Origin of the sequence: Selenomonas sputigena, assembly GCF_026015965.1 — a bacterium.
GTDB lineage: Bacteria > Bacillota > Negativicutes > Selenomonadales > Selenomonadaceae > Selenomonas.
Map to the genome: position 1 here is coordinate 2,569,645 of NZ_CP110383.1, position 18,370 is coordinate 2,588,014.

The 18,370-nt window shown below is 57.0% G+C and carries 12 protein-coding genes and 1 pseudogene; all 13 read left to right on the plus strand.

The genetic code is table 11. The annotated features are described in order from the left end of the window. Window positions 1–10 precede the first annotated feature (10 nt). Window positions 11–1,981 carry a methyl-accepting chemotaxis protein gene (locus OL236_RS12225; RefSeq protein ID WP_265070829.1) on the plus strand — a complete coding sequence of 657 codons (1,971 nt, stop codon included), beginning with the start codon at window positions 11–13 and terminating at the stop codon, window positions 1,979–1,981. A gap of 212 nt (window positions 1,982–2,193) precedes the next feature. Continuing rightward, complete coding sequence (locus OL236_RS12230; protein WP_265070830.1) at window positions 2,194–4,161, plus strand: methyl-accepting chemotaxis protein; 1,968 nt, start codon at window positions 2,194–2,196, stop codon at window positions 4,159–4,161. Between the two features lie 175 nt (window positions 4,162–4,336). Continuing rightward, window positions 4,337–6,168: methyl-accepting chemotaxis protein (locus OL236_RS12235; RefSeq protein WP_413777378.1), on the plus strand; the 1,832-nt coding region annotated here is incomplete at its 3' end. A 1-nt stretch (window position 6,169) separates the two neighbouring features. Then, window positions 6,170–6,501, plus strand: a pseudogene (locus OL236_RS12240) (methyl-accepting chemotaxis protein); the annotation flags it as partial. A gap of 214 nt (window positions 6,502–6,715) precedes the next feature. Then, the gene (gyrA, locus tag OL236_RS12245) at window positions 6,716–9,145 is read left to right on the plus strand and encodes a DNA gyrase subunit A (RefSeq protein WP_265070831.1); all 2,430 of its coding nucleotides are present in this window, start codon (window positions 6,716–6,718) and stop codon (window positions 9,143–9,145) included. Window position 9,146: 1 nt separating this feature from the next. After that, on the plus strand, window positions 9,147–9,863 hold the full coding sequence (locus OL236_RS12250; RefSeq protein ID WP_265070832.1) for a M48 family metallopeptidase: 717 nt from the start codon (window positions 9,147–9,149) through the stop codon (window positions 9,861–9,863). 195 nt (window positions 9,864–10,058) lie between these two features. Then, on the plus strand, window positions 10,059–12,314 hold the full coding sequence (cas3, locus tag OL236_RS12255) for a CRISPR-associated helicase Cas3' (RefSeq protein WP_265070833.1): 2,256 nt from the start codon (window positions 10,059–10,061) through the stop codon (window positions 12,312–12,314). Between the two features lie 355 nt (window positions 12,315–12,669). Then, window positions 12,670–13,326, plus strand: a complete 657-nt coding sequence (gene cas5c, locus OL236_RS12260; protein ID WP_265070834.1) for a type I-C CRISPR-associated protein Cas5c — start codon at window positions 12,670–12,672, stop codon at window positions 13,324–13,326. Further along, the gene (cas8c, locus tag OL236_RS12265) at window positions 13,327–15,066 is read left to right on the plus strand and encodes a type I-C CRISPR-associated protein Cas8c/Csd1 (protein WP_265070835.1); all 1,740 of its coding nucleotides are present in this window, start codon (window positions 13,327–13,329) and stop codon (window positions 15,064–15,066) included. Next, window positions 15,067–15,951, plus strand: a complete 885-nt coding sequence (cas7c, locus tag OL236_RS12270) for a type I-C CRISPR-associated protein Cas7/Csd2 (protein ID WP_265070836.1) — start codon at window positions 15,067–15,069, stop codon at window positions 15,949–15,951. Further along, window positions 15,951–16,610 (plus strand): CRISPR-associated protein Cas4, encoded by a 660-nt coding sequence (cas4, locus tag OL236_RS12275; protein WP_265070837.1) that lies wholly within the window; start codon window positions 15,951–15,953, stop codon window positions 16,608–16,610. The genes cas7c and cas4 overlap by 1 nt, the downstream gene beginning before the upstream one ends. A 3-nt stretch (window positions 16,611–16,613) precedes the next feature. Then, window positions 16,614–17,645, plus strand: a complete 1,032-nt coding sequence (gene cas1c / locus OL236_RS12280) for a type I-C CRISPR-associated endonuclease Cas1c (protein WP_265070838.1) — start codon at window positions 16,614–16,616, stop codon at window positions 17,643–17,645. A gap of 27 nt (window positions 17,646–17,672) precedes the next feature. Continuing rightward, window positions 17,673–17,963, plus strand: a complete 291-nt coding sequence (cas2, locus tag OL236_RS12285; protein ID WP_265071831.1) for a CRISPR-associated endonuclease Cas2 — start codon at window positions 17,673–17,675, stop codon at window positions 17,961–17,963. The last annotated feature ends 407 nt before the right edge of the window (window positions 17,964–18,370 follow it).

The window sequence follows — 18,370 nt, forward strand, 5'->3', positions numbered from 1 at the left end:
GGGAAAGATTATGAAACTCAAACCGAAGATGCTTTCGGGCGTTGGCGTGCCGCTGCTCGTCGTGTTCATCGTCATGGGGGTCATCATTTACTTGATGGCGAGCGCGGGGCTCAAGGCTGCGACGGAGGTCGGCATGGAGCAGCGCGCCAATCGTTACGCCGAAGAGATCGACGGCAACATTCGTGAGCAGGCGGCTCTCGTATCGGCTCTTTCTGTGAGCTGGTCGGCAGGCATGCCCGCAGGAGCAGATCTGCAGGCAGCGGTCGATGAGTTGGGACGCTGCAATGGCGTCTATGGTTTCCTCGTGGGGCGTCCTGATGGTTCATATACGACGAGTCAAGAGATGCCCGCAGGCTATGATCCGCGCACGCGCGATTGGTACAAGAACGCGGCGTCTTCCGATGGCGTAGTGTTTTCCGATGTCTACAAGAACGCGGCGGACGGCGCGATCATCGTGACGCTGAGCAAGGCGGTGCGCGGCCACGACGGCGAGCTTGTCGCCGTCATCGGCACGGATGTTTCGGTCGAATCCCTGACAGGAATGCTCAGGGACGTCAAGGTTGGCGAGCACGGCTCCATCTTTGTCTTGGGAGACAAGAGCGAGTTCATTTATCACAAGAAATTTCAGTTTGACGATACGACGCTCAACGAACTGGACGGCGGCAAATATAAGGATCTTGCCGCGAAGTTCCTGGCCGACAAGCCGCAGATGCTCGAAGAAGAGTTCGAGGGCGTGCAGAAGTTCTATCAGATGGTTCCCATTCCCTCGACAGGCTGGCATGTCGTCATCGAGGTGCCGCAGTCCGAGGCGTTCGCTGCAGCGACGAAGATGTCGTATGCGATCTTTGTCATCAGCCTCGCGGCGCTCGCGCTTTTGGGCGGCATCGTCTACTATTTCCTCACGGGCATGATTTCGCCGATCAAAGCCTTGTCTGAGACGATGAGCTTTATCGCCAAGGGCGACCTCACGCACAAGTTGCCCGCAAGCGATCGCGCCGACGAGATCGGCGTGCTGCAGACGAGTTCGAGCGAGATGGTCGCGACGCTTCGGAAGATGGTCGAAGGTACATCGAAAGCCGCAGAGCAGGTGTTAGCATCGTCCGAGGAATTGACGGCAAGCTCTACGCAGACGGCGAACGCGTCGCAGTCGGCGGCGGAAGCTGTCGTCGATATTGCCGAGCGCGCGGCAGAGCAAAGCGACATCGCGGAGATGGCGAACGAGGTCGCGCACAACATGGGCGCGCAGACCGAGGACATCGCCAAGGTGGTCGGTGAATCGACGAAGGTTGCTGAGACGACGGCTGAGGCGACGCGCGAAGGCCGCGCTGTGCTGGAAAAGGCGGTCGCGGGCGTCGACAGCCTCGCGGCGAACTCCGTAAAGGTCGGCGAGGCTGTGCAGAACCTCTACGACGGCTCGAAGAATATCGCGGAGATCAATGAGGTCATCACGAACATTTCGGGACAGACGAAACTTCTCGCCTTGAACGCCGCGATCGAGGCGGCGCGTGCGGGCGAGCAGGGCAAGGGCTTCGCCGTCGTCGCCGACGAGGTGCGAAAGCTCGCCGAGCAGAGCGAGCAGGCGGCGCAGGAGATCAGCGCGGTCATCGGCAAGAACTCCGCGCAGATCGAGAACGCATTCACGCTGACGAAATCGCAGGACGAAGAGGTCAAAGAGAGCGTGGAAGAAGTCCGCGCAGCTGACGAGAAGTTTGCGAAGATCGCTGAATCCATCCGTGCCCTGATCGAGCAGGTCGCGAAGGTCGGGACGATCACGGGAGCGCTCGAAAAGGACTGCAAGAGCACGGTCGATACGGTGCAGAAGGTCAGCGACCTGTCCCATGCCGTGCAGCAGAAGGCGACGGACGTGTCCGCCGTCTCCGAGGAGCAGGCGGCGTCTGCCGAGGAGATCGCAGCCGCGAGCCACACGCTCGCAGATCTCGCGCAGCAGCTGCAGAAGGGCGTGGCGCAGTTCCGTCTGTAGGAAGCGGACGGAAAAGTAAATTATGTCGCTTCGCGTGGCGGCTGAACATATCTTCTGAAAGGCTCGCGTGAAAATATGCTTTTGGGCTAAAGATTTTTGCAAAATGCCCGATAAAGAGAATACGGGAGCGCAGGAAAAGGGAGGGATGAATCCTCCCTTTTCCTGTTGCCGAAACCAGTGCGAATAAGAATCTTTATATGGAGGGTAATGAAATGAAGTTGAAACCGAAGATGCTCTTGAGCATCGGCGTGCCCTTGATCATCGTGTTTGCCGTCATGGGCGTCATCATCTATCTGTTGGCAAGTGACGGTCTCAGGACGAGCCGGCTCATTGCCATGACCGAGCGCTCCGGCCACAATGCGGCAATCATCGATGGAAATTTGTTGGGAAAAAGCGAGACGCTGGAAGCAATCGCCATGAGCTGGGCGGACAATATGCCCGAAGGCGAGGCGCTGCAGGACGCTGTGTCACATCTGGGCAGCAGACCGGGCGTCCAGTCGTTCTATATTGGCAAACCCGATGGCTCCTATGCAGCGAGTCAATCCCTTCCTGCAGGTTACGATCCGCGCACGCGCGACTGGTACAAGAATGCGGCGGCCTCCGACAAGGTGGAGATTTCCCCTGTCTATCCGACGGCGTCAGATCATACGAATGTCGTGACACTGAGCCGCGCCGTGCGAAGAAACGGCGAATTCATCGGCGTCATCGGCATGAATCTCGCGGTCGAGCAGATTACAGAGTTCCTCAAGGACATCAAGGTCGGTGAGACGGGATCGCTCTTTGTCTTGGGACCGAACAGCGAGTATATTTATCACAAGAAGTTCACACTTGACGATCCGCCGCTCAATGAGCTCGACGGCGGCAAGTACAAGGATCTTGCCGCACGCTTCACATCAGATGAAGCGCAGTCCTTCGAAGCGGAATTCCAAGGCGTCAAGAAGTTCTTCCGTTCTGAGCCGATCGGGACGACGGGTTGGCACATTGTCATCGAGATGCCGTTCTCTGAAGCATTTGCGGCGGCGACGCGTATGTCGTATGCGATCCTTGGCATCAGCCTCGCGGCGCTTGCACTTCTCGGCGGCATCACGTACTACTTCCTCACGGGCATGATTTCGCCCATCGAGATTTTGTCTGAGTCGATGGGCTTCATCTCCAAGGGAGATCTCACGCACAAGCTTCCCACGAGCGAACGCGTCGACGAGATCGGCGTGCTGCAGAACAGCTCGAGCGCGATGCTCGCGACGCTGCGCAAAATGGTCGAAGACACAGTGAAGGCGGCCGAACAAGTGCTTGCATCCTCCGAGACGTTGACGGCGAGCTCGACACAGACGGCGAATGCGTCGCAGTCTGCGGCGGAGGCCGTCGTCGATATCGCCGAGCGCGCGGCAGAGCAGAACGATATCGTGGAGATGGCGAACGAGGTCGCGCACAACATGGGCGAGCAGACGCGGGACATCGCCAAAGTCGTCGATGCCTCGACAAAGGTCGCAGACGAGACGGGAAAGGCGACGAGAGAAGGCCGCGAGGCGCTCCAAAAAGCAGTTGCAGGCGTCGAGAATCTTGCGGAAGGTGCCGTGAAGGTCGGCACAGCCGTGCAGCACCTCTACGATGGCTCGAAGAACATCGCGGAGATCAACGAGGTCATCACGAACATTTCGGGACAGACGAAACTCCTCGCGCTGAATGCCGCGATCGAGGCAGCGCGAGCAGGCGAGCAGGGCAAGGGCTTCGCCGTTGTCGCCGACGAGGTGCGAAAGCTCGCCGAGCAGAGCGAGCAGGCGGCGCAGGAGATCAGCACGGTCATCGGCAAGAACTCCGCGCAGATCGAGAGCACATTCGCACTGACGAAATCGCAGGAAGACGAGGTCAAGGGAAATGTCGGCCAAGTTCGCGCTGCCGACGAGAAGTTCGCGAGCATCGCCGGTTCTGTTGAAGCCTTGACCGAGCAGGTAGAAAAGCTCACGAAGATTACGGGAGTGCTCGAAAAGGACTGCAAGAGCACGGTTGATACGGTGGAAAAAGTCAGCGGCATCTCGCACGCTGTGCAGCAGAAGGCGACGGATGTGTCCGCCGTCTCCGAGGAGCAGGCGGCGTCCGCCGAGGAGATTGCAGCTGCGAGCCACACGCTCTCCGAGCTTGCGCAGCAGCTCAAGCAGGGAGTGGCGAAGTTCCGGCTTTGAAAAAAGACGCGGTGCATACATCCGCATGATTTACAGAGGTCTAGCCGATGGGTCTGCACCTTCGGCTAGACCTCTTGGGGTTAAATATCAGGAATCTTTGCAGGATATTTGAAAATGGAGTAGAAGAGAAGCATGTAGGTTACAAGTTTTGGAAGAACACAGGGAGGAGCACGAAATGAAACTCAAACCGAAGATGCTTTTGAGCATCGGCATTCCGCTCATCGTCATCTTCATCCTCATGGGAACAATCATCTATCTGATGGCAAGCTCGGGGTTGAAAAGCGCGGTGGAAGTCGGCATGGAGCAGCGCGCGGGCCGTTATGCGGCGGAGCTTGACGGCAGCGTGCAGGAAAAGCGCGCGATGGTGGAGACAATCGCCCAGGATTGGAGCGTCGGTCTGCCGCAGGGGGACGATCTGCAGCAGGCGGTCCGCGACATCTCGGCGCGGCCCGGCGTCTTTGACTTCTACGTCGGCTTCCCCGACGGTTCGTCCGTGGTGAAGGATCAGGTGTCGGAAGGTTTCGATCCGCGCACGCGCCCGTGGTACAAGAATGCAGTAAACTCGAAGGATGTGGAGCTTTCCGAGGTCTATCAGAGCGACCCTGACAAAACGCGGGTCATGACGCTGAGCAAGGCGGTCTACAATAAGAACGGCGAGCTTGTCGCTGTCATCGGCATGGATGCTTCTGTCGATAGTATGACGGAGATTTTGAAGGATGTGAAGGTCGGCGAGCATGGCTCGCTCTTCGTCCTGGGACCGGACAGCGAATTCATCTACCACAAGAAATTCACGCTCGACGATCCGCGGCTCAACGAGATGGATGGCGGCAAGTACAAGGATCTGGCAGCGCGCTTCACATCGAAGGATCCGCAGATGTTCGAGGCGGAGTTCAACGGCGTGCAGAAGTTCTACGAATCGATGCCGATCGGCACGACGGGCTGGCACATCATCATCGAGGTGCCGCAGTCGGAGGCGTTCGCATCGGCGACGCAGATGCTCTATGCGATTCTTGTCATCAGCCTCGTCGCTCTCGCGCTTTTGGGCGGCATCACCTACTATTTCCTCACGGGCATGATTTCGCCGATCGAGATCCTGTCCGAGACGATGAGTTTCATCGCCAAGGGGGATCTTACGCACAAATTGCCCGCGAGCGATCGCGTTGACGAGATCGGAGTGCTGCAGACGAGCTCGAGTCAGATGGTCACGACGCTCCGAAAGATGGTCGAGGACACCTCGAAGGCCAGCGAGCAGGTGCTCGCGTCCTCTGAGGAGTTGACAGCAAGCTCGACGCAGACGGCGAATGCGTCGCAGTCGGCGGCAGAAGCCGTTGTCGACATCGCCGAGCGCGCGGCGGAGCAGAGCGATATTGCGGAGATGGCGAACGAAGTCGCGCACAATATGGGAGCGCAGACCGAGGACATCGCCAAGGTGGTCGGTGAATCGACGAAGGTTGCTGAGACGACGGCTGAGGCGACGCGCGAAGGCCGCGCTGTGCTGGAAAAGGCGGTCGCGGGCGTCGACAGCCTCGCGGCGAACTCCGTAAAGGTCGGCGAGGCTGTGCAGAACCTCTACGACGGCTCGAAGAACATCGCGGAGATCAACGAGGTCATCACGAACATTTCGGGACAGACGAAACTCCTCGCGCTGAATGCCGCGATCGAGGCGGCGCGCGCGGGCGAGCAGGGCAAGGGCTTTGCCGTCGTCGCCGACGAGGTGCGAAAGCTCGCCGAGCAGAGCGAGCAGGCGGCGCAGGAGATCAGCGCGGTCATCGGCAAGAACTCCGCGCAGATCGAGAACGCATTCACGCTGACGAAATCGCAGGACGAAGAGGTCAAAGAGAGCGTGGAAGAAGTCCGCGCAGCTGACGAGAAGTTTGCGAAGATCGCTGAATCCATCCGTGCCCTGATTGGGCAGGTCGCGAAGGTCGGGACGATCACGGGAGCGCTCGAAAAGGACTGCAAGAGCACGGTCGATACGGTGCAGAAGGTAAGCGACCTGTCCCATGCNAATCGCAGGACGAAGAGGTCAAAGAGAGCGTGGAAGAAGTCCGCGCAGCTGACGAGAAGTTTGCGAAGATCGCTGAATCCATCCGTGCCCTGATTGGGCAGGTCGCGAAGGTCGGGACGATCACGGGAGCGCTCGAAAAGGACTGCAAGAGCACGGTCGATACGGTGCAGAAGGTAAGCGACCTGTCCCATGCCGTGCAGCAGAAGGCGACGGACGTGTCCGCCGTCTCCGAGGAGCAGGCGGCGTCCGCCGAAGAGATCGCAGCCGCGAGTCATACGCTCGCAGATCTCGCGCAGCAGCTGCAGCAGGGAGTAGCGAAGTTCAGGCTTTGAGCAGAGTCTGAGACAATATAGAGCGAAAGCCGATGCGTGGAGCAAGAGTCTCCATGCATCGGCTTTCAGCTATATTTGCGATGGCATATAGGATAACGACTGTACGAAAGTGATGTGCGCCAACCCCGCCTTTCGCCGCATGGACTTTTTCTGCAAAAAATGCTATACTACTAAGGTTAGATACTGTTCTCGACTATATTTTTGGGGTGAGAGTGTGGATTTTGGCGAGGGGAAGATCGTTCCTGTAAATCTCGCAAGTGAGATGAAGAATTCCTATATCGACTACGCCATGAGCGTCATCGTCGCCCGCGCCCTGCCGGACGTGCGCGACGGTCTGAAGCCCGTGCATCGCCGCATCCTCTATGCGATGCAGGAAGCGGGCATGGGGTCGGGCAAGCCGTACAAGAAGTCGGCGCGCATCGTCGGCGAAGTTCTCGGTAAGTACCACCCGCATGGTGATACTTCCGTCTACGATGCGATCGTGCGCATGGCGCAGGACTTTTCCATGCGCTACATGCTCGCCGACGGTCACGGCAACTTCGGCTCGGTCGACGGCGATCCGGCAGCAGCGATGCGCTACACCGAGGTGCGCATGTCGAAGGTTGCGGAGCTCATGCTGCAGGACATCGACAAGGAGACGGTGGATTTTGCGCCGAACTACGATGAGTCCTTGAAGGAGCCGACCGTGCTGCCCGCGAAGTTCCCGCAGCTTCTCACGAATGGTACGGCGGGCATTGCTGTCGGCATGGCGACGAACATCCCGCCGCACAATATGCGCGAGGTCATTGACGGCACGTTGATGCTCATCGACCGCCCCGATGCTACCGTTGAGGAGCTTATGACGGTCATCAAGGGGCCGGATTTCCCGACGGCGGGACTGATTCTCGGCACGGAGGGCATACGTCAGGCATATACGACGGGGCGCGGCGTCGTCAAGCTTCGCGCGCGCGTGCACATCGAGACGACGTCGAGCGGCCGCTCGCGCATCATCGTGACGGAGCTGCCCTATCAGGTGAACAAGGCACGCCTCGTCGAGAAGATCGCCGAGCTCGTGCGCGACAAGGCGATCGAGGGCATCACGGCCTTGAACGACGAGTCCGACCGCAGCGGCATGCGCATCGTCATCGACGTGCGCCGCGACGCGAACGCCAACGTCATCTTGAATCAGCTCTACAAGCACACGCAGCTGCAGGACAGTTTCGGCGTCATCATGCTCGCGCTCGTCGACGGCAGTCCGCGCGTGCTCACACTCAAAGAGGTGCTGCACTACTACATCAAGCATCAGCAGGATGTTATCACGCGGCGCACGAAGTACGAATTGACGAAAGCCGAGGCGCGCGCCCATATCCTCGAAGGCTTGACCATCGCGCTCGATCATCTCGACGCCGTCATCACGACGATCCGCGAGAGCCGCACGGCGGACATCGCGCGTGAGCGCCTGATGGAAGGCTTCAAGCTCAGCGAGAAGCAGGCGCAGGCGATTCTCGACCTTCGTCTGCAGCGCCTGACGGGTCTGGAACGCGAGAAGATCGAGGAAGAGTACCAAGAGGTCTTGAAGATGATCGACTGGCTCAAATCCGTTCTCGCCGACGAGGGAAAGATCGACAAAATCATCAAGGACGAGCTTCTTGCCGTGCGCGAGAAGTACGGCGACGAGCGCCGCACGGAAATCACGATCGACACATCCGAGATCAACGTCGAAGACCTCATCGCGCAGGAAGACGTCGTCATCACGCTCACGCACAACAACTACATAAAGCGCATGCCGCTCGACACGTATCGCCGCCAGAAGCGCGGCGGCGTCGGCGTGACGGGCATGGGCACGAAGGAAGCCGACTTCGTCGAAAATATCCTCGTCACGACGACGCATCACACGATCCTCTTCTTTACGAACCGCGGGCGCGTCTACTGTCTCAAGGCGTACGAGATCAACGAGGCGAGCCGCCAGGCGAAGGGCACGGCGATCATCAACCTGCTGCAGCTTGAGAGCGAGGAGAAGATCACGGCGGTCATCCAGGTCAAGGAGTTCCTGCCCGAGCGCTACCTCTTCATGGCGACGAAGAAGGGCATCGTGAAGAAGACGAGCCTCTCCGAGTTCCAGTCGATCCGCAGAGGCGGACTCAACGCGATCAACCTCGACGAGGATGACGATCTCATCGGCGTCAAGTTCACGGACGGCGAAAAGCATGTGATACTCGGTACGGCGGGCGGCATGGCGGTCGCCTTCGCCGAAGACGATGTGCGCTCGATGGGACGCACGGCGCGCGGCGTCAAGGGCATCAACCTGAAGGCGGGCGACGTGGTCGTCGGCATGGACAACCTCGCGCGCAATGCCGAGGTTCTGACGATCACGGCGGAAGGCTACGGCAAGCGCACGGCGACGAGCGAATATCGTCTGCAGACGCGCGGCGGCAAGGGCCTCATCAACATGAAGGTCACGGAAAAGACGGGCGCGGTCATCGGCCTCAAGGTTGTGCGTCCGGGACAGGAGCTGATCCTCATCACGACGGACGGCATCGTCATCCGCACGAAGGTCGACGAGATTTCCGTCATCAGCCGCAACACGCAGGGCGTCAAGGTCGTGCGCCTCGGCGAGGGCGACAAGGCAGCATCGTTCGCCGTGATGGAGCAGAAGAACAACTGATATGGGAAACCCCGTCATATCTCTGGCGCTCGCGGGAATCCCCGTCGAGCTTGAACGAAAGTCCATCAAGAACATCTATTTGCGCGTCGTGCCGCCCGCAGGCACGGTGCGCCTGAGCGCACCGAAGCGAGCGACGCTCGAAGAGCTCGCACGCTTCGTCGCCAAGCATATGGCATGGATCGAGGAAAAGCAGGCGAAGATCGCCGCGAAACCTCTGCCAAGCGCTCGCCGCTTTCTAAGCGGCGAGCGCTTCTTTGTCTGGGGCGAGCCCCTTTGGCTCACCGTGAAGTTCGGACGTGGCTGCAACATCGTCCTGCGAGACGGCAGCCGACTCATCCTGAGCCTCAAGGCGCAGGAGGCCGAGAGCAGCCCCGCCGAGCGTGAAGCTCTGCTGAACGAATGGTATCGCCGCGAACTCGCGCGAGCCGTGCCGCCGCTCTTGGCGCGAGCTGAGACGATCGTCGGCAAGAGCGCCGCCGAATGGCGCATCAAGAACATGAAGACGAAGTGGGGCACCTGCAACATCCGTGCGCGCCGCATCTGGTTGAATCTGCAGCTCGCCAAATATCCGTCCGCCTGCCTAGAATACGTCATCATCCACGAGCTTACGCATCTCTGGGAGCGCTACCACAACGCGCATTTCAAGAGCCTCATGGACAAGTTCTGCCCCGACTGGCGCGAGCGCAAGAAGATCGTCAACACGCCGCTTGGGGATTGAAGAAAATGGGAAAGAACCGCCCGCCGTTGTACGGTGAGGCGGTTTTTTTGACGCTTTGCTGCTGGCAGTGCAGGAGCATCTATACAGGAAATGGAAATTGTTTGTCGAAACACTACATAGGATTTTTTTGATGTTCGTGCGGACGGCGGATGGGACTATATCGATCTTGTCGTCGTTTCTGGGGAGGAAGTAAAAATGACAAAATCTTCTGCTTATCTTGGGCATCTTGATGAGGAAACGGGGCGCGAGCAGCTTTTGTGCGACCATCTGACGGGCGTTGCCGATCTTGCGGGACGCTTTGCCGCCGCTTTCGGTGAGGAGGCGATGGGGCGGCTCTTGGGCTTGTATCACGATATCGGCAAGTATTCGCGCGAGTTTCAAGCGTATCTGCGTGCGGGCGAGGAGGAGAAGAAACGGCGCAGGGGGCGCATCGATCATTCGACGGCAGGGACGCAGGAGATCGTGAGGCTGCGGCAGAGCGCGGACGATGAGCAAAGCAGAAGGCTTGGCAGAGGCATGGCGCAGGTGATGGCGTTCTGCATCGCAGGGCATCATGGCGGCATACCGAACCGGGGTACGACGGCGAATACAGCGGAAGAAGGTACGCTTTTGAGTAGGCTCAAGCGTCAGAATCTGCCCGATTACCGCGCTTATCACGAGGCCGATCTGCCCCAGACCTTGCCACCGTCGCTCTTGTTGGAGCAGGTCGCCCGCGCACCGTTTTCCGCGATGCTCTATACGCGCATGCTTTTCTCCTGTCTCGTCGATGCAGATTTTCTCGACACGGAAGATTTCATGTCGGCGGGGAATGTCGAGCGGGAAGGTTTTGCTTCTATGGAAACCTTGCTCGAACGTCTGCAGGAGAGCCTTGAAGAGAAATTCTCGAAGCCGAAGACGGAAAAAGAGAAGCGGAAGCTGGAATTGCCGATCAACAAAAAACGCTCTGCACTCCTCGCCGAGAGCATCGCCGCAGGAAAAGAAGCAAAAGGAAATTTATACCGGCTAACCGTACCGACGGGAGGGGGCAAGACGATTTCTTCCCTGGCGTTTGCCCTGCATTATGCCGCTCATGCCAAGAGGAAGCGCAGGCGCATCATCTACGTCATACCGTATACGTCGATCATCGAGCAGAATGCTGCTGTCTTTCGGGATCTGCTGGGGCCGGACAGTGTCGTCGAGCATCATCAGAATGTGGATTATGACGATGTGCAGGATATGGATATGAACCGCAAGCGGTTGGCGACGGAGAACTGGGATGCGCCCGTCATTGTGACGACGAACGTGCAGTTTTTCGAATCGCTTTTTTCCAATCGCCCGTCGAAATGCCGCAAATTGCACAATCTTGCCGAGAGCATCGTGATTTTCGATGAGGCGCAGATGATTCCACTCGATTATCTGCGTCCCTCGCTTGCCGCAATCGAGGCGCTCGTGCGGCACTATGCGTGTACGGCGGTGCTCTGCACGGCGACGCAGCCGCCTCTGGGACAGTTTTTCTCCGATGATATGCAGCCGCTGGAAATCTGCCCGGCGCTCATGGAAAATGCAGCGTTTTTCCGGCGCACGAAGATCGAGCTGCGCGAAGAGGTGATGACGGAAGAGGAGCTTGCCGAAGAGCTGGCGGCTCATGAGCAGGTGCTTTGCATCGTCAATGTGAAAAAGACGGCGCAGAGTGTCTTCGATTTGCTGCGGGAAGACGAAGGAACGTACCACTTGTCCACGAATCTCTATCCTGTGCATCGCGAGCAGGTATTGGAGGAGATTCGCGCACGGCTCAAGGACGGCAAGCCGTGCCGCGTCATTTCGACGAGCCTCGTGGAGGCCGGCGTTGACCTCGACTTCCCCTGCGTCTATCGTGAGATCAACGGCCTCGACAGCATAGTGCAGGCGGCGGGCCGCTGCAACCGCGAGGGCAGGAGGACGGCGGAGGAAAGCGTTGTGCATGTATTTTCTCTGGAAAAACTGGCGAAAAATGCACAGCTTGCCGCTGGGATCACAAAGAATGTGGCGCGGAGCTTCGGTGAAGATTTGGCGAATCCCGAGGCGATTCGCAGCTACTTTGCAGAGCTTTACGATCTGAGCGGCAAGAATCGTCTGGACAAGAAAGACATCATGGGACAGTCGGGGAAGTTTGCCTTTGCCGATATTGCAAACGATGTCCGCCTGATCGAGGATCGTACCAAGCCGATCTTCATTCCGCAAACCGAGGCGGGACAGGCGCTCTTGGCGCGGCTGGAACAAGGAGAGAGATCGCGTTCGCTTATGCGAAAGGTCGGACGCTACATCGTGACTGTCTATACGGGATATGCTGAAGCGCCGTTCGAACAGCTTGCCGCGCAGGGAAAGATCCGTATGCTTGATGAAAACCTCGCCGTGCTCGTTGATATGGCGGTATATGACTCAGAAAAGGGACTGTCGAATAATGTTGGAGAGGGAGAAGGAATGTTCCTGTAGATTCGCTGCATGAAATCGTGGTTCTCCGCACAGACGAAAGCGGGGAGATTTGAAAAAATCTCCCCGCACTCGCGCATCATATGTCCTAACAAAAATTTCAATCCTCGTGCAGACATGATCTCCACGACGATGTTAGTTTACCATGCATCTGCAAGAAGTCAAGCCTAAGGCGAGAATTGATGGATTTCGCATAATGTGGTGACTATGGAGCATTTAGAAATTATTGTTTTTATGTATTTTTTTCGATTTTCTTAGTGAATTGTAGAATTTCAAATTGACAGAGTTAATTTTTTATGATATGCTTTCTACAAATAAAATATTTCCTAACAAAAGAAAAACATATGGAGGTGATTTTATGGCCTATGGCGTTCGCCTTGAGGTTTGGGGCGAAGCGGCGTGCTTCACGCGACCGGAATTGAAGGCGGAGCGCTTTTCCTACGCCGTCATGACGCCGAGCGCGGCGAGGGGTGTCTTAGAAGCCGTCTTCTGGCATCCCGGCTTGCATTGGGTGGTTGATCGCATCTATGTCCTCGCCAAGACACAATTCACGAATGTCCGCCGCAATGAGCTCAAGGCAAAGATTCCTGCGCGTACGGTGAAGGCTTTTGCGGAGAAAGAGCGTGGGGAACTCTATCAGTCCACGAAGGAGGATATCCAGCAGCGTGCCGCCACTATCTTGAAGGAGCCGCATTACATCATTGAAGCGCATTTCGAGATGACGGAGAAGGCATCGGCATCGGACAACGAGGGAAAATTCCGTGAGATGTTCTGCCGACGCGCGCGCAAGGGACAGTGCTATCATGCACCGTATTTGGGCTGCCGCGAGTTTCCCGCGCGCTTCCGGCTGTACGAGGAAGCGGAGCTTCCGTCGACAAATGGGGAAACGAAAGATCTGGGCTTCATGCTCTATGATATCGACTACTCGGATCCCAAGAATCTTCGGCCGATGTTTTTCCAAGCACAGCTTGTGGACGGCGTGCTCGACCTTAGGGATTGTGAGGTGTATCGCTGAATGCTCCAAGCACTGGTTGAAAGATATGAGACGGAGTGCAAAGAGGGACGGTTGCCCAGAGATGGTTGGGAGAAGCGTAATGTTTCCTTTGCGCTCTTGCTTTCCAAAGAAGGAGAATTGCTTCAAGTATTGCCGCTCATCCAGAAGGTTTTGCGCGGCAAGAAGGAAGTGGATCGACCGCAGGAACTTATTGTTCCGGCAGGAGAAACGAGGACGGTTGGCATAGCCCCGTTTTTCCTTTGTGATAATTCGTCGTATTTTTTAGGCGCCGATATGAAAGGAAAGCCCAAGCGTACAGCAGAATGTTTTGCGGCTGCGAAGGCCCTGCACGAGGAGATCCTGGATGGTGCGGGGTCGGACGCTGCTCGCGCTGTCATCGCTTTTTTCGGGCACTGGCAGGGCGGTGAATCGATGGTGCGCACGCATCCGGCCCTCGCCCCCTATGCCGATGAGATTATTGCCGGGGCGAATCTCGTATTCCGTGTGGCGAGCACCTTCGTGCACGAAGAGCCGGCCGTGCGTGAGGCTTGGGAAACGCATCTCGATGCGAGCGGCGCTGAGGAAAAACGCCGCTGCCTCGTGACGGGCACATTGGCGCCGATCGCCGTCAAGCATCCGGCGCTCAAAGGAGTCAGCGGCGCCCAAGCAACGGGAGCCATGCTCGTCTCCTTCAATGCCAATGCCTACGAATCCTACGGTCACGACGGCGAGCAGGGCGGCAATGCTCCCGTGTCGAAGAAGGCGGCGTTTGCCTACGGCACGGCGCTCAATGCCCTGCTTGCTGATCGCGAGCATACGAAGATCATAGGCGACACGACGATGGTCTATTGGGCCGAGGAGGAGAGCGAGGCGGCACAAGACTTGCTTTGCGGCATGCTTTTCGGCGATGAAGATAAGATGACCGATGATCTGCTGGATTCCGTGCTGAAAAAGGTGCAGGCAGGGGCGGCTATCGACTACGAGGGCGTGGCAATCTCCTATGCCAATCCTTTTTATATCCTGGGTCTGGCGCCCAATGCGGCGCGGCTTTCCGTACGCTTCTTCCTGCAAGGATCTTTCGGAGATTTCTTGAGGAATCTCGCCCTGCACATGGAGCAGATGAAGATTGTCCGCCCGAGCTGGGAGACGCGCGGCAATGTGCCATTGTGGGAGCTCCTGCGCGAAACGGTGAATCCCAACGCCAAGGTGAAGATGGCTTCTCCCATCATGGCAGGAGCTATGCTGCGAGCCGTTTTGACCGGCAGCAAGTATCCTGTGTCCGTATTCCAAAACATTTTGCTGCGCATTCATGCAGAGCAGGGGGAGCGGAAAATCAATGCAAGGCGCGCCGGCTTTTTGAAAGCATATTTGATGCGAAATCGAGGGAGGAAGATCGCTGTGGCATTAGATGAAAACTCGACCGATGTTGCTTATTTGCTCGGACGCTGGTTCGCCGTTTTGGAAGAGGTGCAGGAGAAGGCGAATCCTGAGATCAAGGCGACGATTCGCGACCGTTTCTTTGATTCTGCCTGTGGAACGCCGGCGCATGTGTTCCCGATGCTGCAGAAGCTCGCGCTTCATCACTTGAAAAAGTTGGAGACGGTTCCCAGAGTCTATTTGGACAAGAAGCTGTCGGAGATCATGGGAAAGCTGAATGCCAAGGATATGCCGCGTCATTTGCCGCTTGAGGAGCAGGGTGTATTCATCCTTGGTTACTATCATCAGAAGCAGAAGCGGTACGAAAAGAAGGAGGAAAAGTAAATGGCGGAAGCAATCAAAAATCGGTATGATTTTGTCATTCTTTTTGATGTCGAAAACGGCAATCCGAACGGCGATCCCGATGCGGGCAACATGCCGCGCGTCGATCAAGAGACCGGACACGGACTGGTCACCGACGTTTGCCTCAAGCGGAAGATTCGCAACTACGTGGAAACGGCGCAGGAAGGGAAGCCGGGCTATCGCATTTACATCAAGGAAAACGTGCCGCTCGCTCAAAGCGACCAAGAGGCCTGTGACCACCTCGGCATCAAGGACATCAAGAAGGTCAAGGCCTCAGATCCTGCGATTGACGGCAAGATTCGCGACTTCATGTGCAGCAATTTCTTCGATATCCGCACCTTCGGCGCCGTCATGACGACCTTCGTGCAGGGAGCGCTGAACTGCGGGCAGGTACGCGGTCCCGTGCAGCTCGGTTTTGCGCGCAGCATCGATCCCATTCTGCCGCAGGAGATTACCATTACGCGCACGGCGATCACGACGATCAAGGATGCGCAGACGAAGAAGACGGAAATCGGTCGTAAGTTCATCGTACCCTATGCGCTCTACAAGGTCGAAGGCTATGTCTCGGCAAACCTCGCGCGCAAGACGACGGGCTTTTCCGAAGAGGACTTGGCGCTCTTGTGGCAGGCGATCCTGCGCATGTTTGAGCTTGACCGCTCGGCGGCGCGCGGCAATATGGCGACGCGCGAACTCATCGTCTTCCGCCACGAAAGCGAGCTTGGCAATGCGCCGTCCTACAAGCTTTTTGAGCGCATTCATGTCAAAAAGAAGGCGGCGGAGGAGCCGGCACGCAGCTATCAGGATTATGAGGTCACCGTCGATGAAGCAGATCTGCCGGAAGGTGTGACCTGCACGCGCATGAGCTGATGGCATATCGCGAAGAGGAGTGGCTGGATGTCGCCGGCATCCAGCATTTCCTCTTTTGCCGCAGGCAATGGGCGCTCATTCACATCGAGCAGCAATGGCAGGAAAACTTGCGCACAGTCGAGGGGCAGATTGTCCACGAGAAATGTCATGACGGCAGCCTGCACGAATCGCGCGGGGATTTGCTCGTGGCGCGCGCTCTGCGCATTTCCTCGGCAAAGCTCGGCGTGAGCGGCGTCTCGGATGTCGTGGAATTTCACAGGGAAAAGACAGGCGCGAGGCTGCACGGGCAGGAAGGATTTTGGCGTCCCGTCCCCGTTGAATACAAGCGCGGCAAACCGAAAGATGGCGGAGAGGATGTTTCGCAGCTCGTTCTGCAGGCTCTTTGCCTTGAGGAGATGCTTTGCTGTCATATCCCTGTCGGTTATCTTTTTTATGATGAAATCCATCGGCGGCAGAAGGTGGAAATCACGCAAGATTTGCGAGATTTCGTTCTTCATACGCTCGCTGAAATGCACAAGGAATATTCCCGCAGGGCGACACCCAAGGTCAAGGTGACGAAAAAATGCCGCAACTGTTCTCTGAAAGACCTGTGTCTGCCGAAGCTGCAAAAAACGGTGGGCGTTTCCGACTATTATGCAGCTGCCTTGAAGGGGGTGTGAGCTATGCGTCATATGCTCAATACCCTGTTCATTTTGACCGAAGATGCGTATGTGGCTTTGGAAAATGAGAATGTCGTCGTACTGCAGGAAGAAAAAGTGCTGGGGCGGATTCCGCTGCTCACTTTGGAAAATATCCTTTGCTTTACTTATAAGGGCGCGAGTCCTGCCTTGATGGGCGCGTGCGCCCAAGCGAAAATCGGGCTTTGCTTTTTTAGTCCGCGCGGGCGATTTCTTGCCCGCTCTTGTGGGGATGTGCGAGGCAATGTGCTCCTGCGCAAGGAGCAGTATCGCCGCTCGGAAGATGATGCGGAGAGTGCTAAACTCGCGGCGGATTTCCTTTTCGGAAAAATCTTCAACACGCGTACCCTTGTCGAAAGGATGAAGCGCGACCATCCGCTGAGCTTGGATCTGACGGCGCTTGCGCAAGTGAGCGCGGAACTCAAAAGCAGCCTGCAGAGCTTGCATCGAGTGCAGTCGCTTGATGAAATGCGCGGTATTGAAGGAAATGCCGCACATCTGTACTTCTCGTTGTTCAATCAATTCATTTTGCAGAACAAGGACGCATTTTCCCTGGAAGGCCGCCTCAAACGTCCGCCTCTCGATCGCGTCAATGCCATGCTGTCTTTTCTGTATACCGTGCTGGCGCATGACTGTGCCTCCGCGTTGGAAGGCGTGGGACTTGATGCGTATGTCGGCTTCCTGCACCGCGATCGCCCGGGCAGGGAATCTTTGGCGCTCGATCTCATGGAGGAGCTACGAAGTCTCTTTGTCGATCGCCTCGTACTCACGCTGATCAACAATCGCATCATCAAGCCGGAGCATTTTGAGAAAAAAGAGAACGGCGCCGTCTGGCTCAATGATTCTGGGCGTAAGCTCGTCCTCAAGGAATGGCAGGATAAGAAGCGGGAACAGATCACGCATCCGTTTCTCAAGGAAAAACTCCCTTGGGGCTTGGTTCCCTATGCCCAATCCCTCCTGCTGGCACGATATTTACGCGGCGACTTGGAGGAATATCCGGCGTTTTTGTGGAAATAAGCAGGAAAGATGGAGGGGGCGGTGGAAATGTTGATTCTCGTGACATACGATGTCAATACGGAAACACCTGCCGGCCGCACACGCTTGAGAAAAGTGGCGAAATGCTGCGTGCGCCACGGACAGCGCGTGCAGAACTCCGTGTTTGAATGCGTTCTCGATGAAGCGCAATTTTGCGCCCTGCGGCATGAATTGACTACTTTGATCGACCAAGAAAAGGACAGCCTGCGTTTCTATAATTTGGGCAATAAATACGCAGGAAAAACGCAGCACGTTGGTGCAAAACCAAGTTATGAGGCTGAAGGAACACTGATGCTGTAGTAGGCATCTCCTTCGCGAGAATGGCCGCAAAATCTCTGTGCGAACCCGTATCACACAGAGGACTTTGCGACGAAAAATGCCTGTAACAGCACGGCCAAAAATGAGGTTCGCGAAAAATATAGCGCGACCGCTGTAATTAAGCCCGTGTAAACAGGCACAGTCGCGCCCCACGCGGGCGCGTGGATTGAAATCGAAAGATAAACCGACAATCTTGATCGGTGCCTTGTCGCGCCCCACGCGTGGGGCGCGACGTGGCGCCCTTTTTGTATGCAGAGGCGAGGCACATATTTCAATCCACGCGCCCGCGGGCGCGTGGATTGAAATATCAATTAAGAGCTGTATGCTTTTATCTAATTCCGTCGCGCCCCACGCGGGCGCGTGGATTGAAATGAGGATTCATGTGAAAC